This window comes from Vibrio sp. T20 (assembly GCF_007858795.1).
Taxonomy (GTDB): Bacteria; Pseudomonadota; Gammaproteobacteria; order Enterobacterales; family Vibrionaceae; genus Vibrio; species Vibrio satsumensis.
In genome coordinates, this window is sequence record NZ_VFEB01000006.1 from 15,298 (window position 1) to 41,353 (window position 26,056).

17 protein-coding genes are annotated in these 26,056 nt (G+C 43.5%); 10 read left to right on the plus strand and 7 right to left on the minus strand.

Going from position 1 to position 26,056, the window contains the following annotated elements:
- Nucleotides 1–9 precede the first annotated feature (9 nt).
- Both FTW16_RS00540 and FTW16_RS00545 read right to left on the minus strand, forming a co-directional pair.
- Nucleotides 10–492, minus strand: coding sequence for a YajQ family cyclic di-GMP-binding protein (locus FTW16_RS00540; RefSeq protein WP_004733632.1), 483 nt, complete (start codon nucleotides 490–492; stop codon nucleotides 10–12).
- 12 nt (nucleotides 493–504) lie between these two features.
- A complete protein-coding gene (locus tag FTW16_RS00545) occupies nucleotides 505–1,563 on the minus strand; it encodes a 3-deoxy-7-phosphoheptulonate synthase (protein WP_060982093.1) in 1,059 nt (352 codons plus the stop codon).
- A 207-nt stretch (nucleotides 1,564–1,770) separates the two neighbouring features.
- Between FTW16_RS00545 and FTW16_RS00550 the strand changes: the two genes are divergently transcribed.
- On the plus strand, nucleotides 1,771–2,658 hold the full coding sequence (locus tag FTW16_RS00550) for a putative PEP-binding protein (RefSeq protein ID WP_146489711.1): 888 nt from the start codon (nucleotides 1,771–1,773) through the stop codon (nucleotides 2,656–2,658).
- A 176-nt stretch (nucleotides 2,659–2,834) separates the two neighbouring features.
- Entirely contained in the window at nucleotides 2,835–3,320 is a 486-nt protein-coding gene (locus FTW16_RS00555) for a PaaI family thioesterase (protein WP_017082222.1), read from the plus strand.
- Between the two features lie 73 nt (nucleotides 3,321–3,393).
- Here FTW16_RS00555 and FTW16_RS00560 read toward each other — a convergent pair whose 3' ends face one another.
- Nucleotides 3,394–4,749, minus strand: coding sequence for a hypothetical protein (locus FTW16_RS00560; RefSeq protein WP_061017884.1), 1,356 nt, complete (start codon nucleotides 4,747–4,749; stop codon nucleotides 3,394–3,396).
- A 28-nt stretch (nucleotides 4,750–4,777) separates the two neighbouring features.
- On the opposite strand from FTW16_RS00560, the gene FTW16_RS00565 reads away from it, so the two are divergent.
- Entirely contained in the window at nucleotides 4,778–5,686 is a 909-nt protein-coding gene (locus FTW16_RS00565) for a S1 RNA-binding domain-containing protein (RefSeq protein ID WP_186727996.1), read from the plus strand.
- 303 nt (nucleotides 5,687–5,989) lie between these two features.
- Here FTW16_RS00565 and rsmF read toward each other — a convergent pair whose 3' ends face one another.
- The 4 genes from rsmF to FTW16_RS00585 form a co-directional block, all read right to left on the minus strand.
- Nucleotides 5,990–7,411 carry a 16S rRNA (cytosine(1407)-C(5))-methyltransferase RsmF gene (rsmF, locus tag FTW16_RS00570; protein ID WP_146489713.1) on the minus strand — a complete coding sequence of 474 codons (1,422 nt, stop codon included), beginning with the start codon at nucleotides 7,409–7,411 and terminating at the stop codon, nucleotides 5,990–5,992.
- Nucleotides 7,412–7,560: 149 nt separating this feature from the next.
- A complete protein-coding gene (locus FTW16_RS00575; protein ID WP_146489714.1) occupies nucleotides 7,561–10,218 on the minus strand; it encodes an MlaD family protein in 2,658 nt (885 codons plus the stop codon).
- Nucleotides 10,205–11,488, minus strand: a complete 1,284-nt coding sequence (locus FTW16_RS00580) for a paraquat-inducible protein A (protein ID WP_146489715.1) — start codon at nucleotides 11,486–11,488, stop codon at nucleotides 10,205–10,207. The genes FTW16_RS00575 and FTW16_RS00580 overlap by 14 nt, the downstream gene beginning before the upstream one ends.
- Before the next feature lie 54 nt (nucleotides 11,489–11,542).
- Nucleotides 11,543–13,339, minus strand: a complete 1,797-nt coding sequence (locus tag FTW16_RS00585) for an ABC transporter ATP-binding protein (protein WP_136974298.1) — start codon at nucleotides 13,337–13,339, stop codon at nucleotides 11,543–11,545.
- An 89-nt stretch (nucleotides 13,340–13,428) separates the two neighbouring features.
- Here FTW16_RS00585 and FTW16_RS00590 point away from each other — a divergent pair, with 89 nt between their 5' ends.
- The 7 genes from FTW16_RS00590 (at nucleotide 13,429) to FTW16_RS00620 (ending at nucleotide 25,918) form a co-directional block, all read left to right on the plus strand.
- Nucleotides 13,429–13,920 (plus strand): GAF domain-containing protein, encoded by a 492-nt coding sequence (locus FTW16_RS00590; protein WP_086711493.1) that lies wholly within the window; start codon nucleotides 13,429–13,431, stop codon nucleotides 13,918–13,920.
- Nucleotides 13,921–14,017: 97 nt separating this feature from the next.
- Nucleotides 14,018–14,641: an RNA chaperone ProQ gene (gene proQ / locus FTW16_RS00595; protein ID WP_017057223.1), complete on the plus strand. Its 624-nt coding sequence runs from the start codon at nucleotides 14,018–14,020 to the stop codon at nucleotides 14,639–14,641.
- Nucleotides 14,642–14,658: 17 nt separating this feature from the next.
- Complete coding sequence (gene prc, locus FTW16_RS00600; RefSeq protein ID WP_146489716.1) at nucleotides 14,659–16,653, plus strand: carboxy terminal-processing peptidase; 1,995 nt, start codon at nucleotides 14,659–14,661, stop codon at nucleotides 16,651–16,653.
- 274 nt (nucleotides 16,654–16,927) lie between these two features.
- Complete coding sequence (locus FTW16_RS00605) at nucleotides 16,928–17,611, plus strand: hypothetical protein (RefSeq protein ID WP_146489717.1); 684 nt, start codon at nucleotides 16,928–16,930, stop codon at nucleotides 17,609–17,611.
- A 217-nt stretch (nucleotides 17,612–17,828) separates the two neighbouring features.
- The gene (gene pepN / locus FTW16_RS00610) at nucleotides 17,829–20,435 is read left to right on the plus strand and encodes an aminopeptidase N (RefSeq protein WP_146489718.1); all 2,607 of its coding nucleotides are present in this window, start codon (nucleotides 17,829–17,831) and stop codon (nucleotides 20,433–20,435) included.
- A 194-nt stretch (nucleotides 20,436–20,629) separates the two neighbouring features.
- On the plus strand, nucleotides 20,630–20,848 hold the full coding sequence (locus FTW16_RS00615) for a DUF2835 domain-containing protein (protein WP_146489719.1): 219 nt from the start codon (nucleotides 20,630–20,632) through the stop codon (nucleotides 20,846–20,848).
- A 228-nt stretch (nucleotides 20,849–21,076) separates the two neighbouring features.
- Nucleotides 21,077–25,918, plus strand: coding sequence for an NAD-glutamate dehydrogenase (locus FTW16_RS00620; RefSeq protein WP_146489720.1), 4,842 nt, complete (start codon nucleotides 21,077–21,079; stop codon nucleotides 25,916–25,918).
- Nucleotides 25,919–26,056 lie beyond the last annotated feature (138 nt).

Below are 26,056 nucleotides of genomic sequence, written 5' to 3' on the forward strand. Positions count from 1 at the left end.
ACTCAAAAATTAGTCGCGGAAGTTGTCAAACTGGAATGGTTGACCAAGCTCACCGCTGCGAACTAAAGCCATAACAGCTTGTAGATCATCACGTTTCTTACCTGTTACACGAACTTTGTCGCCTTGGATAGAAGCTTGAACTTTGACTTTGTTGTCTTTGATTAGCTTAACGATCTTCTTAGCGACATCCGTTTCGATGCCTTGCTTAAAGATAACCGTTTGGTGCCAAGTGCGACCTGTTTGGTCAGCAGCCTTCGCTTCCATCGCGTTAGGATCAACATTACGCTTTGTTAGGTTGCTACGAAGGATATCGCGCATTTGCTTCAGTTGGAAATCGTCTTGAGCAGTCAATTTTACTGATTCATCTTTGTAATCAAAGCTTGCTTCAACTCCGCGGAAATCGAAACGAGTCGATAGTTCGCGGTTTGCGTTGTCTACCGCGTTACGCAGTTCTACTGCTTCTACTTCAGAGATAATGTCAAATGATGGCATTGTGTTGTTTCCTTAAGCTAAGTTTCTATCTTTAATTGCTGTTGCAAGCATGTCTAGCATTGTTGCCGTATCTTCCCAGCTTAGGCATGGGTCCGTAATCGACTTGCCATATTCTAGGTTGTTGATGTCTGTCATTGGCTGGTTGCCTTCAATAATGAAGCTTTCTGCCATGATGCCTGCAATTTGGTTCTTGTTAGATTTAATTTGCTCACAAATGTCTTGTGCAACTTCTAACTGTTTACGGTGTTGTTTCTGACAGTTAGCGTGGCTAAAGTCTACAACCAAACGTTGAGGTAGGTCGAATTCAGCCAGTTGCTTACATGCAGTATCTACAGATTCAGCGTCGAAGTTAGGGCCTTTATCACCACCACGTAGAATAACGTGACCGTATGGATTGCCAGAAGTACGGTAAACCGTCATGCGGCCGTTCTTATCTGGCGAGTAGAAGTAGTGTGAAGCATGTGCTGCACGAATTGCATCGATAGCAATCTTGATGTTGCCGTTGGTTGCGTTCTTGAAGCCAACTGGGCAAGACAGTGCAGAAGCCATTTCACGGTGAATCTGAGATTCAGTCGTACGAGCGCCAATCGCGCCCCAAGTGATAAGGTCCGCAATGTACTGACCTGTGATCATATCAAGGAATTCAGTCGCAGTAGCTAGGCCAAGCTTGTTGATATCTAGAAGAAGCTTACGTGCTTTGTTCAAACCTGTTTCAAGAGCGTACGAACCATCAAGGTTAGGATCGGTAATTAAACCCTTCCAACCTACAACAGTACGAGGCTTCTCGAAGTAGGTTCTCATTACAACGAACAGTTCATCTTTGTACTGGTCTTGAATTTGACTTAGACGTTCAGCGTAATCAAGTGCCGCATCTGTATCGTGAACAGAGCAAGGGCCTACGATAACTAATAGGCGGTTATCACGACCAGTTAGGATATCTTCGATTTGGCGGCGAGAATTTTTAATGCGCTCAGCAACGTCGTCAGTAATAGGGTGTGCATTGCCTAGTTCGGCAGGAGTTGGCATAGGACCCAGAGCTTGGGTTCTCAACTCATCAGTTTTTAATGGCATGTGATAGCTTTTTTATTCTATTGCGAAGTGGTTAAGATAACGGAATTGAACAGAGGAATAAACTCTCTTAAGTCAAAGTTATCTCTGTTATTGCTAATATTCTTATTTTTATCAGCAGGCCAGCGTCAAATAAGGGATTTTCACTTGTATTAACAGGCAGCTATCGGTATTTTCGTTTGAACACAACATAAAAATGCTGGAGCAGCAATGACTCAAGAAAATCAAAGCACTTTGCACCCAGAACTTGTTTTAGGTGATGTGCTGCCTTCTTACAACGATAATAATAATTCCAACCACTTATACGTTTCATTATCCGAACTGGTAATGGACCGTGTCTTCTACCACCCAAGTATTGAAAGTCATCTAGATACACTTACTGATATCGAAAAAACGTCTTTAAATGCGATCCTTGGTGATAAAACAGTTGATGAGCATTTTGTTTCGACCTTGGTGATTGCGATTCAAGCTGCCGTTCAGCCAAATCACACTTCTGTTCGTATCGCATTAAGCAGTGCAGACAGCTATGGTTTCCGTTCACTGCTAGGCGGCAATTGTGAAGCTGAAGAGATTAACCCAGCGCTCGGTATTCGCGGCGTAGCTCGTTATGCGACACCAGAGTACAGCAAGGCTTTCGCTTTAGAGTGTCAGGTCATTAAAACGTTGCGAGAGCAGGGTATTAACGTTGAAGTGGTTGTACCGTATGTACGAGCATTAAGCGATGCTGCTAAGATTATCGATCTGCTTGCCGAGCAAGGCCTACCACGTGGTCTGAACGGTTTGAAAGTACTGTTCTCGTGCGATGTGCCGTCTGCAGTGCTACTAAGCGAAAGATTACTGCATTACTTCGATGGTGTTGTGGTAAACATTGATAGCTTAGCGTCTTTCACTTTAGGTGTAGACAAGCATAATGAAGCTCAGCAACATGCTTTTGATCCTCAAAATGAGGCGGTTATTACCTTGTTGGATATGATTGTTAAAGCGACACTGCACGCGAAGAAACCAGTACTGCTAGTGACCCAAGGCTTAGTGGATTACCCACGCCTACAAGGTTACATTGCCGATCTTGAAGGTGTAGAAACGGTCGTGACTGCATAAAATAGATTGTTGTTTTAATCAATCAACGTGCTGTATCAGTTTGTTTGAAGCGAAAAAGCTTTGAGAATGAAAGAGATATCATTATGCGATGATATCTCTTTTTTGTAACATTTTTTTGACATTTACATCGCTAACCGATTAACTGGTCTGATGACTTAATTGATTAGGCAATCCGAATGTTGACCCCCCTACAAAAAGCAAATTTCTACTTGAGTATGTTTGGCTTTTTTAAAGTGCCTCTGATCTGGTTATGCAGACCAAAATTGCTCGCATTGGATAACCAGCATGTTGAGGTCAAAATCCCTCTTAAAAGACGAACGAAGAATCACCTTAATAGTATGTACTTTGGCGTATTGGCTGTGGGTGCTGATGTGGCGGGTGGTTTTCTTGCGATGAGCAAATCTCAGCAGCAAGGTGAAAAGATATCGTTGGCATTTAAAGAGGTGACGGGCAACTTCTTAAAGCGTCCAGAAGGCGATGTGCATTTCACTTGTAACGATGGTGAGTTGATCAACACCATGCTGGCAGAAACCATGTCTACAGGGGAGCGTGTAAACCAACCTGTAACCATTATTGCGACTTGCCCATCTTTGCATGGTGACGAGCCAATGGCCGAGTTCACGCTAACGCTTTCGATTAAGAAAGTCCCGTCTAGGAAATAGTTTGGAAATAGATGGTCCTTTTGAATAAGTGGAGAGCGGTATGTGAATTGAATACGCACATACCGTAACAAGATTAAGATTCTTGAGTGATTTGCTCGATGTCCACGATCTTTGAACGGTTCATTACGATTTTCCAACGGTAATAGGTCGGTTCGTTATCGTGATTGTTCTCTTTAATGATTAGGTTGAGCAAGTGACGCTTTTCTACGGATTCACGGCTAACTTGCCCTTCATTCAAGCGATACACCTTATTTGATCCCTTATCCATCAAACGGGTCAGCGCTCTGAGACTGATAGATAGTGTTTCACGAGTCTCTTCATAACCACTCATGAACGTCGACGTCGACATCTCCGTATGCGAACGGTAATGCAATATTTGCTCTTCGCGTTGAACGACACGCTTCTTACGTATCGATTGAATACGGTCTGCTAACTTGGAGAAATTCGCATAGTCCAACCATTCAAGCTTATGGCCGACAGACTTATTGGTCGTTGGGTCATAGTAACGACGCTTCCATTTCGGCTTGCCTTTACGCAGCCAGCGCCAAAGGATGTCTCTCAAGTCATCTTTGAAGATTTCACGCAACGCATAGATAAATGACATCGACACGATGAAAGAGGCCGTAATTTCGCCCAAGAAATCACGGGCCAAAATGACGGTTGTCGTCACCACCACCATAACTAAGCCAGTCGCGATACCTTTAACGGCACGTTTGACGTTTTTACCCATGGAGGTGGTCTTCTCCTTGAGTACGATAGGGTGTTCTATCAAACGTCGCAGTAGTCTCATCTTATTACTCAGACGGGTGACGTCTTCACGTACCTTAGCTGAGTTGTAGCGATTAAGTTTTCGATGGGCTGTCTCTTTTTCACAAAGCGTCAAGAGGCGCTCTTTTATCGTCGAGTATTCGCTGCCACGTGGCATATGTGATACCAAAGATAAGAACTTTTGCTCCGTATACCAAGAAAGGTAATTATCGATATTGGCATAATAGCGCTTTAGGTTTTCTTCATAAGGAATACTACGACGAAGCTTCTTCAAGATGTCTAACGCGAGCTCAATGACTTCATCAACCTCATCAGCTGTTACGTCGTCACTATCAGTTTTATTCAAGCTGTTTACTGCTTTATCTAAAGCAATAACATATTGGTAGGCGAACAAACTCAAACTGACACGATACTGTGTTGTCGATAAGCGTCCACGTTTTGCCAAGCGGCTATGTACTAGTGGTAATAGTGTCTTGTCACTATAGTAAGCGCGCTTTTGAGTAATTGAGCTGTAGAAGAAGGCACTTTCAGAAAGTACTTCAGGAGTCAGTCCGAGTTCACCGGGAATGAATAGATAAACGTCCATGTCGAGCTTTTTGGTCTTCGCCATCGCATGGTTAATTTTAAGTGTTATCGCATCTTGTTTGTCAACGGTGATCAACGATGTCTCCTAGAATGTAAAAATATGAATGAAACTAGCGAAAGCATATCAGAGATCACGTATAATCTCCGCCAAATTTAAAGTAGAGACAATCTTGATGATTAATATTGGTCAAATAAACAACTTAGAAGTAGTAAAACAAGCAGACTTCGGTGTATTCCTTGACGCTAGCGACTATGGAACCGTGTTGCTGCCGAAACGATTTACTCCTGAAGGTGTTGAAATTGGTCAAAAGCTAGATGTGTTCTTATACATTGATTCTGATAACCAGATCGCTGCAACCACTGAAACCCCAATTGCCCAAGTAGGCCAGTTTGGCTTGATGACAGTTGAAGGTGTTAACAGTACGGGGGCATTCATGAGCTGGGGCGTGAAAGGTAAAGACCTTCTTGTTCCTTTCAGCGAGCAGCGCGGTCGTTTAAACGAAGGCCAGTCAATCTTAGTCTATGTGTATATCGATAAAGCATCGAGCCGCATTGTAGGTACAACAAAGTTCAACAAATGGTTAGACAACACACCTGCGACTTATAAGCAAAATGAACAAGTGGATCTTATAATCGCTGAACGTAGCCAATTGGGTTACAAAGCGATTGTGAACGGTGAACACTGGGGTATGATTTTCCCGTCAGACATTATCGGTAAGCTGTTCATTGGTAAAACGCTAAAAGGCTACATTAAAAACGTTCGTGAAGAAGACGGTAAGATTGACTTGTCCCTTCAGAAGATTGGTGTAGCTAAAATGGATGACCTGAGCACAAAGGTTCTTGACCTACTTGAAAAGAAAGGCGGTTACTTGCCTCTGAATGATAAGTCTTCTCCTGAGGTTATTTTCTCTGCATTCAGAACCAGCAAGGGTACTTTCAAGAAGACGATAGGTGGTTTGTACAAATCTGGTAAGATCACTATCGACAAAGAAGGTATCAGCTTAGTTAAATAAGCTAACCTGTCGGTCAAAAAAAAAGCCCAAACCTTCCTGTTTGGGCTTAGGGGAAAGGGCTCCGAAGAGCCTACGCTAATTGTTTTAATCTCTGGACTATAGATAGAAGTCTAGTTTAAATTCTCCAATAAGCGATTTTTGTTTTTAAAATAGCGACTTGAATTGATATTTGTATAATTAAGTGTTGATTTTTCAGTGCTTCCCTTGAAATGAACTAGCCGACAAGAATAGAAAAAGCCCAAACAATGAATGTTGTTTGGGCTTTTTATTTTTCTTAGTACAGTGTGAGCTTTAATCGAACGACTAGAAAAGGTTTTTGTCGCGTACTAGCTCTCTTGGTAAGCCGTTCTTCACTCGGTTACCTACCCATTTACCAAGGCCGATGATTGCGCCGTTGTATTTTACTAGCACTTCGCCTTTGTCTGACAAGCCTTCTGGGCGAACGTCTCGGCCCATGAACCATTCTCGAGCATCTTCGACGCTGAGGTCTACGATGTTAGCTTCATTACCTGTCGCGAGCGTTGTCGCGACTTGGTGCTGCCATCGGTAACCTTTTTTATGGGTTTCCGCGATCTTAATTCCCATGCGAGAGAAACGGAATTCACCGATCATCGGCTCTAGCGCTTCTGGGAATAGCCAAACGTCTTTATCTCGAATCCAAACTTGAGTATCACTTGGCAATTCGATATCGAGAGTACTCATTAGTTGTTCAGCGACTTCTTGCTGAGTTTTCTTTGATGCTTTCTCAAATGGGAATTTACCCATACGTTTTTTAACTTCTGGTGGAGTAACTGACGCTAATTTACGGATACGTGCAACGAAGAAACCTTCTGAGTCATACACCTGTGGGAAAATGTGTAGAAAGCCTTCTTCTGTTGTAGTTGCTTTCGCATTGTCGAACAGTGATTCAAGGGATTCGAATTCTACCGCATCACCAAAGGTCTCTTTTAGGTGATGGCACACTTGTTGGTTCTCTTCAGTACTTAACGTACATGTTGAGTAAACCAAAATACCATTAGGTTTAAGAGCATGAAACGCGCTTTCAATCAGATCTTTTTGAGTGTCAGCAATATCGACTACAGATTGATAAGTCCAGTTCTTCATCGCATCAGCGTCTTTACGAATGGTACCTTCGCCAGAGCAGGGCGCGTCTAGCAGCACTGCATCAAACTGTTCTGGTAACCAACCACCGAAAACTCGACCGTCAAAGTTACTTAGAGCGGCATTACGAACACCACAACGTTCGATGTTAGCGTGAAGGACTTTCACACGGCTTGCTGCGTATTCATTGGCAACCAATACACCGCGATTATTCATTAGCGCAGCGATTTGAGTGGTTTTAGAGCCTGGTGCAGCCGCAGTGTCTAACACCGCTTGGTAATCAGCTTCACCTTGGAAAAGTGCCGAAGGTGGCATCATCGAGCTGGCTTCTTGGATGTAGAAAAGACCAGACATGTGTTCTGCCGTATTACCTAGTGGCGCTTCACTCTCATCAGCTGTAATCCAAAAGCCTGTTTCGCACCAAGGTACAGGTTCCAGTTCCCAGCCTTTCTCTTTTGCTCGTAGGAGGAAGTCTTCAACACTGATTTTCAATGTGTTGACTCGAATACTTTTACGAAGTGGTTTTTGGCATGAAGCGACAAAAGAAGCCATATCTAGATGACTAGGCATGATTGCTTCGATGTGCGTTAGGAATTCTTCTGGAATATATACGTTAGCGTGCAAAAGAGTATCTCGATTTATTGCATTAATGCGGTGAGTTTAAAGCAAAATGAGGCCGTCCTAAACCATATTTATAGCAAACAACAAAAATGCAGCCTAATGGCTGCATTTTGATGAAGAATTAATCTTCCTGGAACGTGTGGGAATTCACTCTATGGGCGAGGAATCGCGGTTCTCCATGATTTCCACTCATCTTCGGCTTGAGGATAGAGATAGAAAGACTGATCTTCGCTTGCGACTGGTCGAAGTTCATTCGTCGGTGGGGTTGAGAATGTAATACCACCTCTTAATAAGCTGTCTACCGTTCCGGCTTTGATGTTTGCGCCTGACAGACCAATAGAGACATCGACGCCCGACACGTTCCAGAACACAGTGTTTGCGCGAATTAGATACGCGTAATCAGGTTCTATTTGAATCGTAGATATAATGCGGTCGGCAAACTCGCCTAGCTGAACATCGATAACACTGCCGATTTCAAGTTCGCGGAATAGGATAGGTGTGCCTTCTGATACCGAGCCTCGCGTTTCGCTTTGTAGCTGGAATATTTTGCCTTCAGGCTGCACTGGTCCCTTGCTAAGCTCAAATTTCGTGTTTCTTTCACCTTTGCCCGGATCTACGTTGATGTGTTTAGAGAGGAGCGCAGAGACGTTTTTGATGCCGTTAAGGCCAATCTCAGGTTCTGCCAACCAGAAGTGACTGTTCGCCACGGCAATCTTGTCGACGTACTCAGGTAAAATACGCGCAGTAATCTCAATACCGCCTTTGTTGAAGTTCGGAATCACCAAAGTAACCTCACCAACAGTGACACCTTGATATTTGATCGCCATACCCTTGCTGACTTCTTGATCGCCAGAAGAGGTGATAGTAATCGCGCGGCCAAATTTTCGAGCGGATTTCGAATCTTTATAAAGCTTCCACACATCACCAAGTTTGTTGTCGATTCCCGGCAGAGAGTCAAAAGCAATACCGCCTTGGATAAGAGTTTTAACTGGCGCCGCTTTAATACTGATACCCGATAGTGACGCATCAACCTCAACGCCTGAACGGTTCCAGAAAACGGTATGCTTATTGAGCAAGTGCGTATAACGATTTTCGATCGTGACTTTGATTCTTACACCACCGTCTGCAAGCTGAAAATCAGAAATACTACCCACTTGTAGGTTGCGATAGAGTAGTGGGCTGCCTTTAGAAATTGAAGGTAACTCACTGGCAAACAACGAAAGCGTCTTTGAGCCGGACTGATTAAACTTAGCGATTTCTGCTAACGATTTACTTTGGAAAAGTTGGTAGTCTGTTCGAGCTTCAGATTTACCTTCACTTACAAAGCTAATCGAGCCAGTCAGAAGCTGTTTTGCTGGCGGAACAGTAACACTCAAACCTGATTCGGTAAGCTCCGCGGTTGCACTGCCTGTCACGAAGAAACGGTTGTGACTTTTGATAAGGTGCGCGTACTCGTTGTCGATAAGCGCATCCATGAACACTTCGTGCTTATCAGAGCCAGTGCCAACACCATCGACTAAGCCCACTTGGATGATAGAGCCAACAGCAATACCTTTGTAGAGCAGTTGTGTACCGACATCCAGTCCGAACGAATTGTTTGAGGTTAAGCGAATCGCAACGGATTTCTCTTGTTCCTGACTGAATTCGTTCTTACGGATCGCAGTAAATCGACGGGCTTTTTCACCTTTGCCCGGTACCAAGGTTAAAAAGTTACCTGTCACTAAGTTTGCAATGTTTTTCATGCCAGTAAGCGATAGTTCAGCTTCTTCTAGAACGAATTTACTGCCGCTATTTAAAAAGTCACTGAATGCAGGCTGGATAGCAGCGGATGCGACCACGTTTTCACGTCCTTCGCTTAAAGATAAGTCGGTGATTTGACCGATTTCAATGCCGCGATACATGATCGGAGCACCCGTTGCACTGATCTTGTTATCATCGGGAACAGCGATCTTGATAGAGATACCACGACCTGCTGTTTTCAGATCTGGGTAGAGCTTGAACTTAGTGTTCATCTCAACCGGTTCGCCTTCTCCTGGAGAGTCCACGGCGATAGAGCCACCTAATAGGGCACTTAGACTTTCTAAGCGCACGTCAACACCTGAAAATCCAATACTGGCACCTAAGCCACTTACATTCCAAAAACGGCTTTGATCGGTAATGATATGGCTGTATTCATCTTTAATTGACGCTTGAATGGTTACGGATTTAGCGTTGTCGTTTAGCTGGTAGTTGTAAACCTCACCAATGGGGATTTTACGATAAACGATTTGAGAGCCAACAGACACACCACCTAGATCTTTGGTCGTCAATGAGATGTTTAGACCTTCAGAAGCCAGCAAATCAGAAGGGGACGACTCTAAAGCCTGAAAAACGGTTTCTGGCTCTTCTTTAGTTTCGCTAGGATGTATAGCGATATAGTTACCTGAAACAAGTGCATCTAACCCAGAGATACCAGACAAACTGGCCGTTGGCTTTACGAGCCAAAAACGTGTGCCTTTTGATAGTAGTTTCTTCGCTTCTGGGTAGATGTCAGCATCGACATAGATGCTCGATAGATCTTTGGATAAGGTGATGTCGCGCACCATACCCACCTCTAAGCCTTGGTAACGAATCGTTGTTCGACCTGCGACTAAACCTGCGGCATCTGAAAAGTATATCTGCACACGTTGGCCTGCATCGTGGATCGATTTCATGACCAACCAACCGGCTAATGCGACGGTTAATATCGGCAGAATCCACAAAGGTGAGATGCCTTTGTTTTTCCTTACTTCTGGTGAATATGACGTTTGTGATTGGTTATCGTTGTTCATTCACTGACTCATCTTTAGAGGTGTAGTTATCCCAAATTAGCCTAGGATCTAAGCTTTCCGCTGCTAGCATCGTGAGAACAACCACGACGCCAAAAGCGACTGCACCATAACCTGGTGTAAAGTTTAAAATTTGTCCGCGGTCGACCAAGGTCATCATGATCGAAATAACGAATAGATCCATAACCGACCATTTTCCCACCCATTTCACGATGAAATAGATGGTCATACGTTGTCTGTGGTAAATCGTACGCTTCATCTTGATACAGATTAAGATGTACGCGAGGCCCAGTATTTTCGCGACGGGAACGACGATACTGGCAATGAAAATGATCGCTGCAATGCCATACATATCGCTATTTATTAGCGACGCGACACCGGAAATTATTGTGTCTTCTAGCCTTTGTCCGTTGGTGATAAGGATAGAAATCGGAATGACGTTGGCTGGCACAATAGCCACTGATGCGGCAAACAACAGTGCCCATGTCTTCTGTATAGAGTAGGGCTTGCGGTGGTATAAGTCATGGTGACAACGCACGCAAGTATGCCCATCCGGTTGAGATAGGTGGCAGTTATGACAGTGTACGTTCTTACTTTCAGTAAATGAGTAGTCAGATTCTTTTGTCCAAGCTTCCCAGTAGCGACGCACGCTGATGCGGCTTACCAACAATACACTGAAAAGCTGCAGAAGAATGAGGCCAACCAATCCAGGGCCGACAAAAATATCTGAGTAATCTTGCAGTTTGAAACATGAGACCGCCAAACTTACCAGAAACACATCCAACATCATCCAATGTTTTAATGTCTGGATGACGGCTAACGCATACCTAAATGGTGTAAAAAATTTGAAGCGCAATGATAAATGGGTAATGAGTACCGATGTACACACGAGCAACGGAGCGATCGAACTGCAGAACAGGATCAGTAAGCCAAGCAGAGGGAAGCCTTCACCCATTAAAGTAAAGACGCCGGATGGTAATGTTGCAGGTATCATGACACCAATCAGGCGAATACTGATGAATTCAAAAAAGTGCGAGGGGATAAACAGCAATAAGCAGGTAATCGCAATTGCTAGGTTTCCAGAGAGGCTAGGGGTTCCGCCTCTATAAAGCTGAGTACCACACCTTGGACAGTAAGCAGATTTCCCCAAAGGGATGTCCATTTTATCTACGGGAAGCTCGCAGCCCTGACAAAGACGCACTGAGCTGCTATCGCATTGATGCTTCGTTGATAAAGGGGTGGTAACGGATGGGGAGGTCACGCGACCTCCCAAGTTGAAACGTTAGTCAGACTCGATGCCCGACTTAAAGACTCAGAACTATAAACATCAGGCGTGCGATTGCACACTGCCGTAGAGTGTTTGATAAAGTCCTTGTTGTTCAACCAATTCACCATGTGTTCCCGTCTGTGTGACTTGCCCATCTTCTAAAACATAGATTAGATCGGCTTGTTTCACCGCTGATAATCGATGAGCCACTATCAAAGTTGTGCGATCTTTCAAAAACTCGCTCAGAGCTTTATGCAGTGCCGACTCTGTTGCAGTGTCGAGTGCAGATGTCGCTTCATCAAGAATAACAAACTTAGGATTGCTCAGCACCATGCGGGCTATGGCTAGACGTTGTCGTTGACCGCCAGACAGTCGAACACCATTCCTACCAATTTGTGTATCCAAGCCATTACTCAGCTGCTTGATAACATCTTGCATTTGAGAGACTTCAAGCGCACGCCATAGCGACATTTCATCATATTCAGCGCCAAGGGTCAGATTATGCCTCAATGTATCATTAAAGAGTATAGGTTGTTGTAAAACAACGGCAATTTCATTGCGGATAATATCAAAGCTGATGTCATCAGTTTTTTCGCCGTTATAGCGTATACAACCTGAATCAGCTTGATAAACCCCAATCAGCAATTGGATTAATGTCGACTTACCGCCACCACTCGCACCCACCAGAGCGACCTTTTTACCTGCAGGGATGTGCAGTGATAGGCTATTTAAAACAGTGTTTTCTAATGTGTAAGAGAATGTAACGTTTTCGATGTCTACCGTCACTTCTTGGTTTTCATTGAAAGGGTTTACCTTGCTTACTGGGCGATGCTCTTCTTCTAACTTCAGAAGATCATTGATTCGTTGTAGTGCCGCCTTCGCGCTATACCAAGAGAATTGAATCCCTAGCAGCTCTTGAACTGGGCCTAACATAAACCATAAGTAACCGAATACCGCAAAGATCTGACCGATGGTTAAGTCACTGAATAGCACCATTAACATCGCGACAGCTCGGAAAAGTTCAAAGCCTAATAGAAAGAGCAGAAACGAAACACGCCCAGCAGCTTCAGATTGCCATGCATATTTGTCGGCATCGATTCTTACTTGGTTCGCTTGAACCTTCAATTCATCTAGGAAGATACGTTCTTTGTTGGCTGCACGTAGCTGATAAATACCATCTAAGGTTTCAACCAAGCGGTTTTGAAAACGTTCGAAAGATTGGTTCTCGTACTTTTTAAGGTGCTTAACCTTGCTGCCTAGTTTACGGGAGAAATAAATCACAACAGGATTGACCAGTAAAATGAACAACCCTAATCGCCATTCTAACCACAATAACACGATCGCGGTGCCAAACACGGTTAAGAAGCTGATGAGGAACTTAGACAAAGTCGAGCCAATGAACTTATCTATCGTCTCTATGTCTGTTATCAGGTGGGCGTTGATACCACCGCTGCCTTTGGTTTCGTACTGTCTAATACTAATGCGGCCAAGCTTATCTATCATCTTGCTTCGCATTTGATAGGTAATTGTTTTTGAGACGAGTGTAAATTGACGCCCTTGCAGAATGTTTAACGCTTGGCTAACGGTGCGCATGATAATCACTAACAACAAAGTTAGTGCTATATAGCCCGTAGGTGTTTGTAACGATGATGGAAGTAGGTGGTTCATCATCTCTAAGCCTGAAGCTGGCTTATCAAGTAATACTTCATCAACCATTAATGGCATGAGCAACGGGATAGGGACACTAATGAGAGTTGCAAATATGGCAATAATGTTAGCAAACAGTAATTTGGACTTGTGTTTTTTTACTTGAGTTATTAACCAAGAACGGCTAATAGTGTCTTTTGAATTGTTCATTGTAATGAGAATAAGTCCTATTTAGTTTGATGGCCGCATTCTACTGCGTTCTCTTGATAATGGAAGTCTCAATTTAATTGGAAGTTAATATGAAAATAGAACATTACCAACGCTTAACCAAACAAGCCGTTGCATTAATTGAATCAGAAACCGATCTAACTGCTAATCTTGCTAATATCAGTTCATTATTATTCATGGAATTGGATGAACTGAATTGGGCGGGTTTCTATTTAATGAAGCAGGACCAAGCTAAGGAAAAAGACGAACTTGTACTGGGTCCTTTCCAAGGTCAACCTGCTTGTGTACGAATTCCGGTAGGGCGTGGTGTGTGTGGAACTGCGGTTGCGACGAATACAGTTCAGCGCATTCATGATGTTCATGAGTTCGAAGGTCACATCGCATGTGACGCTGCAAGTAACTCAGAAATCGTTATTCCGTTCTCGATTGGCGGAAAAATCGCTGGCGTTCTTGATATCGATAGCCCAAATATTGGTCGTTTTTCTCAAATTGACGAGGACGGATTAACATTTTTCATGGCAGAAGTGGAAAAGCTGCTTAATTCGCACGCGAACAAGGCATAAATTATTCTCTTACTGTGGTTTTTCCCAAGCATCTCTCTATAATACGTAAAAATATTTTCTTAATGCTCGCGGAAAACCGCAAAAACCAGGAACCCACATGGAAAACACTGAAAAGTTAAAAAACAGCAAAGAAGTTATCGCATATATTGCTGAATGTTTCCCTAAATGCTTTACTCTAGAAGGTGAAGCGAAGCCACTTAAAATTGGTATTTTTCAAGATCTTGCTGAACGTCTAAACGAAGACGAAAAAGTAAGTAAGACTCAGCTTCGTGCAGCGTTAAGACAGTACACATCATCATGGCGTTACCTGCACGGCGTAAAAGCTGGCGCAGAACGTGTTGACCTAGACGGCAACGCGTGTGGCACACTAGAAGAAGAGCACGTTGAACACGCTAAAGCGACACTTGCAGAAAGCAAAGCGAAAGTTCAGGCTCGTCGTAAAGAACAAGCACAAAAAGCTCGTGAAGAAGGCAAAGCGAAACCTAAGGCGAAGAAAGCTCAACAGCCTCGTCGTCAAGCGCCTAAAGCACCAAAAGTAGAAAAGCCTGTAGAAACACGCGCTTTGAACGCTGACGAATTTATCGCTGGCAAAGAAGTAAATGTGAACATGGGTAAAGGAAACATGGCTGCGACCATTGTTGAAATCAATAAGGAAGATGTGCGTGTTCAGTTAGCAAACGGCCTACAAATGGTTGTTAAAGCGGAGCACTTGCGCGCTTAAAGGAGATACTCCTACGCATGAAATGCCGTTCAAAATTGACACTGATTGCTGCTAGCTTTTGGCTAGCAGCTTCAGCTCAGGCTCTCGAAGCCAAATTAGATCAGGACGATTTACCTCTACTCGCTCCTGAGGTCCAACACGAAACTGCTAGTAAACGTGTTACTTCTCGATTTACTCGTTCTCACTATAAGCACTTCAATCTCAACGATGATTTCTCTCAAGCTATCTTTAATCGTTACCTAGAGATGCTAGATTATAATCGTAATATCTTCACTCAAGCTGATATTGACTCTTTCGCTGCGTCTTCTACACAAATTGATGATCAGCTGAAATCGGGCAATAACCAGATTGCATTCGATGTTTATAATTTGTCTATGCAGAAGCGTTTTGAACGTTTTCAATATGCATTGTCTTTGCTAGATACAGAGATTAAGTTTGATACCGATGAAAGTATTGAGCTCAATCGTAGCGAAGCGGAATGGCCAAAAGATATCGCTGAAGTGAATGAGCTTTGGAGAAAACGCGTTAAATACGATGCGTTGAATCTAAAACTTACTGGTAAAGAGTGGCCAGAGATTCAAGAAGTTTTGGAAAAGCGTTACAACAATGCGATGAAGCGTATTACGCAATCGCACAACGAAGATGCTTTCCAGATCTACATGAACGCATTTGCGCGTGAAGTTGATCCGCATACCAGTTACCTTTCTCCAAGAAATGCAGAGCAATTCCAATCTGAGATGAACCTATCTCTAGAAGGTATTGGTGCTGTACTTCAGATGACAGACGACTACACCGTTATTCGATCTTTAGTTGCTGGTGGTCCTGCGTCAAATAGCAAACAGCTGAGCGATGGCGACCGTATTGTTGGTGTTGGTCAAGATGGTGAAGAGATTGTTGATGTTATCGGCTGGCGTTTAGACGATGTAGTGCAATTAATTAAAGGACCGAAAGGGACCAAAGTTAAGCTACAGATCTTGCCAGACGGTAAAGATGCAAAAAGTCACGTTGTCACAATTGTACGCGATAAGATTCGTTTAGAAGACCGCGCTGTTAAGTCAGAAGTTATCGAGAAAGATGGCAAGAAGATTGGTGTACTAGAAGTACCAAGTTTCTATGTTGGCCTTTCTAAAGATACCGATAAACTGATCACCGAACTTAAAGAGCAAGGTGTTGAAGGTATTATTGTTGATCTGCGAAACAACGGTGGTGGTGCACTAACGGAAGCAACCGAACTCTCTGGTTTGTTTATCAAAGAGGGGCCTGTTGTTCAGGTTCGTGATAGCTACGGTCGTGTCAAAGTGAACAGCGATACTGATGGTGAAATCAGTTACCAAGGTCCTTTAACGGTATTGGTGAATCGCTACAGTGCTTCGGCATCTGAGATCTTTGCAGCAGCGATGCAGGATTACGGTCGTGCAATCATCCTAGGTGAGAACTCTTTCGGTAAAGGTACGGTACAACAGCATCGTTCTTTGAATCATATTTATGATTTGTTCGACAAAGAGTTGGGCTACGTTCAATACACAATCCAAAAGTTCTACCGAATCAATGGTGGTAGTACGCAAAACAAAGGTGTAGTGCCTGATATTGCTTACCCAACACCAATTGACCCGGCAGATACCGGAGAAAGTGTTGAAGATAATGCTCTACCTTGGGACAGCATTGATAAAGCAAACTACTCAGTGTTACAGCGTAACGACGAGCAAATTGCTGCTTTAACGGCTCAACACCAAGCTCGTATTGCGACAGATATGGAATTTGGCTTTATCGCGCAAGATATTGAAAAATATAAGGCAGATAAAGACGATAATGACCTTTCTTTGAATGAAAAGGTACGTCAGCAAGAGAGCGATGATGCGGATGTACTTCGTCTAGATCGTATCAATCAACGTCAAAAAGCTGCTAAGTTAGAGGCGTTTAAAACGTTGGATGATATTCCTAAAGACTATGAAGCCCCGGATGCTTATCTTGATGAGTCTGTTGCTATCATGCTGGATATGATCAAGAAATAGAGCAAATGCCTGTTAAAGGTAATTGTTTAAAGACGCGAAGTTTAAAAAGCGAGCCTAGGCTCGCTTTTTTTGTGCCTATGATTTGAAAGGAATATTTGCTTATTTTGATTGAGATTGTCGCAAAGCACTTTCAATATTGAGGGGGATTTAGCTCTATTTTGCGGTCAATAATGACAGATAAGTTACTTTGCATTTGAAATTTAGTGACTTGGATCAAATTTTTTCGCTTTCTATTCATTACGTGCCTAAGCTTAAAGAAAATGAGGGGGCGCGTATGAAATGGATTCTACTATTTTTATCTTGTTTAAGTTTTGTGGCTTTCGGCAGTGAAGTAGCTCCGAGCAACCAACAATCAAAAAGTGATAGTAATCTATCTCATTTTGATCTACCTCTGTTGCTTGGCGATTGGTATTTGATGAATCCAGATCCTGAGCAAGGCACTGAAAACTTTAGAGCAATTAAGCTGACTCTTGATTCAAACTACTCATTTTCAATTGATATTCAAAAGAAAGACTACAGTGTGGATCATTGGGAAGGTTTGTATAACGCTAATGAAGACACGATTATTTTAGGTTTGAATACTTCTGAACCGCAGGTTTATGCGTACAGCAGTAACCACAATATGCTAAATCTTAACGGTGTTATGTTCACCAAAGCCTTGCCAAACGCATTAGCGGGGATCTGGTCAAGCGCCGAACTTTCCGGAAGTGATTTACGTGCCAGTAACATTCAAAAAATGGACTTAGTCCTTCAACCCGACTTTATATTCATGTTCCGAGTATCAGATGAAGAAGGGAGTGAAGTCATTCGTCGCGGGGTGTATTACACCGAAGGGGATCAGTTAGTACTACTGTATGAAAACGGTGAACACGGTACTCGTTACACATTAAACAGTGATGTTTTGACGCTTCAAGGTGAAGAAGGAGACATGTTCGCGGTGCTCAATCGCATACGATAAGTTCGAGTTTTATCCGTAAAACCGGCTCGTTGATAATATGGTTCTCAGTTCGTTTCTTAGCCGTTCCTGTCTGATTTGATTGATAAAATAGCAAAACATAGAGGCATTTTCTTACAATGCCTCCTTTTTTTAATATTCCCCTTGTTTTATTGGCGCTCAACCTTTAGATATAGACAGTTAAAAAATAATTACGCATAACGATCAAAAGGAACCCGTCATGGCACATACACCTCAAGCCAAGTATCGTAAAGATTATCAATCACCATCTCACACTATTTCTGAAATCGATCTTACTTTCGATTTGTACGATTCAGCATCCATCATTACGGCTGTGTCTAGTGTTAAGCAAGAGAAAGATAGCTCGACCTTAGTACTTGATGGTGAAGGCTTGAAGTTGGTTTCTGTTTTGGTAGAAGGTAAAGCGTGGACTCAGTATGAGCAGTCTGAAACTCAACTGACACTGAACGATTTACCAAAAGAATTCACATTAATGATCGTTACCGAAGTTAATCCTGAAGGGAACAGCGCACTTGAAGGATTGTACAAATCAGGTGGTGCTTTCTGTACTCAATGTGAAGCGGAAGGTTTCCGTCGTATTACTTACTACATGGATCGCCCAGACGTATTGGCGAAATTCACCACAACGGTAATCGCAGACAAAGCAGAGAACCCGTTCTTATTAAGTAATGGTAACCGTGTAGATGAAGGCGAAGTTGAAAATGGTCGTCACTGGGTGAAGTGGCAAGATCCACATCCAAAACCAGCGTACCTGTTTGCACTAGTAGCCGGTGATTTTGATGTACTTCGTGATGCTTACACTACGCAATCAGGCCGCAAGGTTGACCTAGAAATCTTTGTCGACAAAGGCAACCTAGACAGAGCTAACCACGCGATGGTTTCTTTGATTAACTCAATGAAGTGGGATGAAGAGCGTTTCAACTTAGAATACGACTTAGACATCTACATGATCGTAGCCGTTGATTTCTTCAATATGGGCGCGATGGAAAACAAAGGTCTGAACGTATTCAACTCGAAATTTGTTCTAGCGAATGACCAAACTGCAACGGATACAGACTACCTAGGTATCGAAGCGGTAATCGGTCACGAATATTTCCATAACTGGACCGGCAACCGAGTGACTTGCCGCGATTGGTTCCAACTAAGCTTGAAAGAAGGCTTAACGGTATTCCGTGACCAAGAGTTTTCTTCGGATCTTGGTTCTCGTGCAGTAAACCGTATCAACAACGTACGTATTATCCGCGGTCCACAATTCGCAGAAGATGCGAGCCCAATGTCACATCCAATTCGTCCAGAAAAAGTGATAGAAATGAATAACTTCTACACTTTGACAGTGTACGAAAAGGGCAGTGAAGTGATCCGTATGATCCACACATTGTTGGGCGAAGATGGTTTCCAAAAAGGTATGAAGCTGTACTTCGAACGTCACGATGGTACGGCAGCAACATGTGAAGATTTCGTGGCAGCAATGGAAGATGCATCGGGTGTTGATCTGTCTCAGTTCCGTTTATGGTACAGCCAGTCTGGTACGCCAACGCTGTCTGTTGAAAGTCATTACGATGCAGATAAGAAACAATACACGTTAACAACTCGTCAAGTAACGGCACCAACACATGAGCAAGCTGAAAAACAAGCCCTGCATATTCCTCTAGACATCGAACTGTACACAGCGACAGGTGATGTGATTGAGTTACAATGTAACGGCAAGCCTGTTCACAATGTATTAGATGTGAAAGAAGCTGAACAGACTTTTGTGTTCGAGAACGTAAGCGAGAAACCAGTGCCATCATTGCTGCGTGAATTCTCTGCACCAGTAAAACTTGAATACGACTATTCAGATGACGAGCTGATCTTCTTAATGGTGAATGCACGCAATGAGTTCTCTCGTTGGGATGCAGGTCAAATGCTATTGGCTAAGTACATCCGCAGTAACGTTGAGAACGTTCAACAAGGTCAGAAGTTTGAATTATCAGAGTCTGTTGTTGATGCATTCCGCGGCGTACTACTGAGTGATTCGCTAGAACCTGCCTTTATCGCAGAGATGCTTTCATTGCCAAGCCACAACGAAGTATCAGGTTGGTATGAGCGTGTTGATATTGATGCGGTTGCATCTGTGTTGAATTCAATGAAGGTAACACTGGCTACAAAACTTGAAGACGAGCTGGCTGCGGTTTATCACAGCAATGCACTAGCGGAATACACAATCGATCACGATTCGATTGGTAAGCGCACTTTGCGTAAAGTTTGTCTGAGTTACTTAGCACATACAGAGCAGGGTAACGATTTGGTTGTTGCAATGTACCAGCAGGCAAATAACATGACAGATACAATGGCAGCGATGGGCGCGGCAAACAGCGCACAACTGGCATGTCGTGAAACTTTGATGGCTGATTACAGCGACAAGTGGAAACACGACGGCCTTGTTATGGATAAGTGGTTTGCATTGCAAGGTACAAACCCAAGTTCAAACGCACTTGAAGTGATCAAAGCGTCGATGTCGCACCAAGCGTTCAGTTTGAAGAACCCGAACCGTACCCGTAACTTGGTCGGTTCATTCTTAAACATGAACCCGGTTCAGTTTCACGACAAGTCAGGTCAAGGCTATGAGTTTGCAGGAGAAATCTTGCGTGAACTGAACAGCAGCAACCCGCAAGTGGCTTCACGTCTGATTGACCCGTTACTTAAGTTCCGTAAGTACGATGATGAACGCCAAGCTCTTATCAAAAAAGAACTAGAGACGTTAAAGAACATGGACAACCTAGCAAAAGACTTGTTTGAGAAAGTGACGAAAGCACTAGAGGCTTAAGTCAGCAGCAGCTCATTCAGGTAAACGGTTTGCTATAACTAAAGGTCATCAGTGGTAGAGAATATCTACCGCTGATTTTTTGTTTCTGGTTCATCGAATTTTCGATAAGCTAGAGCAGTTTCAAGCTCAGTTTCACAGTCAGACATCGTTAAGTGCCAAAAAACACCGGCACTGTATATTTATACAGGTATCGTATGAATCGCTATATTTTCCAACTTAACATCTCATATCAGCAGTTTTTGGCCAGCTATTCTGGTGCGGCAAATAAAGTTCAAGTGATAACAACAACAGGTTTACGTTTGCAGTTACCTGCAACTCGGTTCAGACCATTTCTTACACAAATAGGGGTTAGAGGGCAGTTTAGGCTGACAACTGACCAAAAAAATAAGTTTATTAAGTTAGAAGCTCTGTAAACCTTGGCGTGCCTAGTGAGTTAAAAGGAATCTTAATCACATAATCAAACATTTCACCTCTTACCACCTCCAAAACAATTAACTATTTTTCAATAATGCTTTTACAATAAATGAATGCATTACCTTTGCTTAACTCGTTAGTAGAAAAGCGCTCAACGGCACGTTTCAAACATCAGATTAAGTGATCCCCCTAATAATAAAATATAATTCTAATTGTGGAGTGTGACTATGACCGCACGTGAAACTGTGGTTCCAGTTTTACTTGAAAAAGTTTACAAGCTGATTCAAGACAAACTTGACCTTGCTCATCGACCTCTCGTAACTCAACTTGCTCAACACTTGTTTAGTAACGTTTCTCACGACGATCTGACTCAGAGAAACGAATCCGATTTATATGGTGCTGTAGTTAGCTTATGGCATCACATCAATGAAAAGAAAGCCGACGAGATCTCTGTACGCGTTTTCAACCCGACGGTAAGTCGTCAAGGTTGGCAGTCTACTCACACTATCGTTGAGATAGTCGTTCCAGACAGCCCATTCCTTGTTGATTCTGTAAAAATGGCACTTACTCGCCTAGACCTTTCTTCTCACCTTATGCTTCATAACCCAACACAAATCTCTCGCTCAGATAAGGGCAGTGTTGTCGGTGTTAGCAATAACGAAGGTGCATTCCAATCGCTTTTCCATATCGAAGTAGACCGTCTTAGCAGCAAAGCTGAAATGACAGCGCTCAAAACGGAACTGCTGGATATTTTTACCGACACTAGCTTAGTCGTGAACGATTGGTTGAAGATGGTTGAAAGACTTGAAGAAGTGACCAATCAAGTTGAACAGCAGAAAGAGACGATTCCAGTAGACGGCCAACGCTTTGATGAAACGTTGGCGTTTCTTCGTTGGTTAGGTGAACACAATTTCACATTCATGGGTTATAAGGAATATGACTTAGTTTCAGTTAACGGCGACACTGAGCTGCAACCGACCAAGGAGCAAGGTCTTGGTTTGTTTGCGAGTTCAGATCGTGTACGCAACGTTAAGTTGTCTGAGTTTTCTGATTCGGCACGCCTTGAAGCAAAAAAACCGTATGTACTTATCGTAACCAAGGGCAACACGGCTTCACGTATTCACCGCCCAGCATACAATGACTACATCGGTATTAAGAAGTTTGATAAGAACGGTAAGGTTATTGGTGAGCACCGCTTTACTGGTCTTTACACATCTGCTGTTTATAACCAAACCGTTGAAACGATTCCTCTCGTCCGCGAGAAAGTAGAGCGTATCTTAGACGCGAGTGGTTACCGTGAAGGTTCATACTCTTACAAAGCGCTGCACAACATTCTTGAAAACTACCCACGTGACGAACTGCTTCAAGCTCGAGAAGAAGAGTTACTTGAAGTCGGTACGGGCGTAGTTCAAATGCAAGATCGTGATCTTCTGCGTTTGTTCGTTCGCAAAGACCCGTTTGGCCGTTTCTTTAGCTGTATGGTTTACGTAACAAAAGATCGTTACAACACCGAGCTTCGTCGCCAAACACAGCGCATCTTGAAACAGTACTTTGGTTGTGAAGAAGAGGTTGAATTTACAACGTACTTCTCTGAAAGCCCACTAGCAAGAACGCACTATATTGTTCGTGTTGATAACAACAACATGGATGTGGACGTGAAAACAATTGAGCAAAATTTAATGGAAGTATCGTCTACGTGGGATGACCGTCTATCTGAATCAATCATTGCAAACTTCGGTGAAAGCAAAGGTCTTCCATTGTCGAAAGAGTACATGCGTGCATTCCCACGTTCGTACAAAGAAGACATGATGCCAGGTTCTGCAGTTGCGGATATTGAGCGTTTAGAAGCACTAAGCGAAGACAACAAACTGGGTATGCTTTTCTACCGTCCTCAAGAAGAAGCAGCAGATTCAAAAGCCGTTCGTTTGAAGTTGTTTTACCACAGTGATGAGCCCATTCACCTTTCTGATGTTATGCCAATGCTTGAAAACTTTGGCCTACGCGTTATCGGTGAATCTCCATATGAAGTGCGTAAAACCAACGGTGTGACATATTGGATCCTTGATTTCTCTATGCTGCACAAGAGCGACAAGACCATTGATCTTCGTGAAGCGCGCGATCTTTTCCAACAAGCTTTTGCGGCAATTTGGGCGGGTGAGTTAGACAGCGATGGTTTCAACCGCTTAGTGCTTGGCGCTGGTCTTTCTGGCCGTGAAATCTCAATCTTACGTGCTTATGCTCGTTACATGCGTCAAGTTGGTTTCCCATTTAGCCAACAATACATTGAAGACACATTGTCTCATTACCCAGAGTTAGCGAAAGGGTTAGTAAGCCTATTCGGCAAGCGTTTTGACCCGAAACTGAAGGGCAGCGCAAAAGGCCAACAAGATCTTATTAAGAAGATCACTGAACAGTTGGATCATGTAGAGAGCTTGGATGATGATCGTATCATTCGTCGCTACATGGAAATGATCACTGCAACGCTTCGTACTAACTACTACCAAGTAGACGAAAACAAACAGTCTAAGCCTTGGTTGGCTCTGAAAATGAGACCAAGCGAGATTCCAGATATCCCAGCGCCGGTTCCTGCGTTTGAGATCTTCGTTTACGCACCAGACATTGAAGGTGTGCATCTACGTGGCGGTAAAGTAGCACGTGGTGGTTTACGTTGGTCAGACCGTCAAGAGGACTTCCGTACTGAGATTCTAGGCCTAGTTAAAGCGCAACAAGTTAAGAACACGGTTATCGTACCGGTCGGTGCTAAAGGTGGTTTCGTTTGTAAGCGTCAACACACCATGTCTGGCCGTGATGAGATCTTCGCGGAAGGTCAACGTTGTTATAAGCGATTCATTCGTGCATTGCTAGACGTTTCAGACAACATAATTGAAGGTGAGGTTATCCCACCTAAGAGCGTTGTTCGTCACGATGAAGATGACCCGTACTTGGTTGTTGCTGCCGATAAAGGTACAGCGACATTCTCAGACCTAGCGAACTCAGTAGCTGAAGAGTACAACTTCTGGTTAGGTGACGCGTTTGCCTCTGGTGGCTCTAACGGTTACGACCACAAAGCTATGGGTATCACGGCGAAAGGTGGCTGGGAATCTGTTAAACGTCACTTCCGTGAAATGGGCATCAACTGTCAAAGCACAGACTTCACTGCCATTGGTGTGGGTGATATGGCAGGTGACGTATTTGGTAACGGCATGCTGCTATCTAAGCATATTCGCTTACAAGCTGCGTTTAATCACATGCACATCTTCATTGACCCGAATCCAGAATCAGCGTCCAGTTGGGTAGAGCGTGACCGTCTGTTTAATCTGCCTCGTTCAAGCTGGGAAGATTACAATAAAGAGCTGATTTCTCAAGGTGGTGGCATCTTCTCTCGTCGAGCGAAGTCTATCTCTTTAACGCCTGAAATTCAGAAAATGCTTGGTACCAAGAAAGCATCAATGGCACCCAATGACTTGATCAAAGCGATCTTGTCTATGCAGGTTGATCTACTTTGGAATGGCGGTATCGGTACTTACGTTAAGTCTTCTAACGAGACTCATACTGATGTGGGTGACCGCGCAAATGACGTGCTACGTATTGATGGCCGTGACCTGAAAGCTAAGGTTGTTGGTGAAGGCGGTAACTTGGGTATGACTCAGTTGGGTCGTATTGAATACGCTCTAACGGGCGGTCGAGTTAATACTGACTTTGTTGATAACGTTGGTGGTGTAGATTGCTCGGATAACGAAGTTAACATTAAGATCTTCTTGAATGGCTTGGTGTCTAATGGTGATCTAACCGTTAAGCAACGTAACCAAGTTCTAGAATCTATGGAAGACGAAGTAGGCGAAATCGTACTAGACGACGCATACTGCCAAGCTGAATCTATCTCTGTTACTGAGCATCAAGGTGTTGGCTTAGTGAAAGAGCAAATCCGCTTTATCCACACAATGGAAAAAGCAGGACACTTAGACCGTGGTTTGGAATACATCCCAGATGACGAAACGCTGCTAGAGCGTGAGAAGCAAGGCCAAGCACTAACAAGACCTGAATTATCAGTATTGATCGCTTACGGTAAAATGGTTCTAAAAGAAGATCTTGTGAGTGATGATATTGCGAATGATGAGTTCCATGCTCAACAACTGATGCAATACTTCCCAACAGAGTTACGCCGTAACTATTCTCAACACATGGATAACCATCCACTTCGTGCAGAGATCATTGCGACTGCGCTTGCTAACCAAATGGTTAACGAGATGGGCTGTAACTTTGTGACTCGCTTGCAAGAAGAGACGGGCGCGAACATTGTCGATATTGCGAATGCTTACGCGGCATCACGTGAAATCTACGGCCTGGGTAAGGTATTGAAGAGCATCCGTGAACTGGACAACATCTCAAGTTCTGAAGCTCAATACGAATTGCTTTACCATGTACGCCGTACGCTTCGTCGTCTAGCACGTTGGTTACTAAGAAACCGTACCGGTAAACAGTCAGTGAATGCATTGATTGAGCTTTACCAAGGTGATGTAGTCGCGATTACTGAGAAGCTGGATGAAAACCTAGTAGCTTCAGAAGTAGAAGAGCATCAAGCAATGGCTCAACTATGGATTGACCAAGGTGTCAACGCTGAGCTGGCTAATTCCGTGGCTCGTTTGTCTAGCTTGTACTCAGCACTGGATATATCCACAGTGGCTCGTGAAACAGGTAAAACAGTACAACAAGCGTCTAAGCTTTACTTCAACCTCGGTGATCGTTTGTCACTGCACTGGTTCTTGAAGCAAATCAATGGCCAAGCAGTAGACAACAACTGGCAAGCACTGGCGCGTGCAGCATTCAGAGAAGATCTGGATTGGCAGCAACGTCAGTTAACTGGCCAAGTACTTAACTGTGGTTGTGCTTCAGACATTGATGTAATTAAAGCGCTTGATGACTGGATGGAAAGTAACTCTGTTTCCCTACATCGTTGGGAAAGCATCTTAAACGAATTCAAAGTGGGTTCGGTTCATGAGTTTGCTAAGTTCTCAGTAGCATTGCGTGAATTGATGCTGTTGAATCTAAACTGCATGTCAAAAGACTAGTCACTAGATAAAACGAAAAAAATAAGGGCAGGCCATAAGGTCTGCCTTTTTCGTTTCGGTAAAGTGGGATCCATTGGTCTAACGATTTTTGAAGGGTCAATCTCGACGCACACGTTGTTTGTTGTTAAGTGAGTTGCT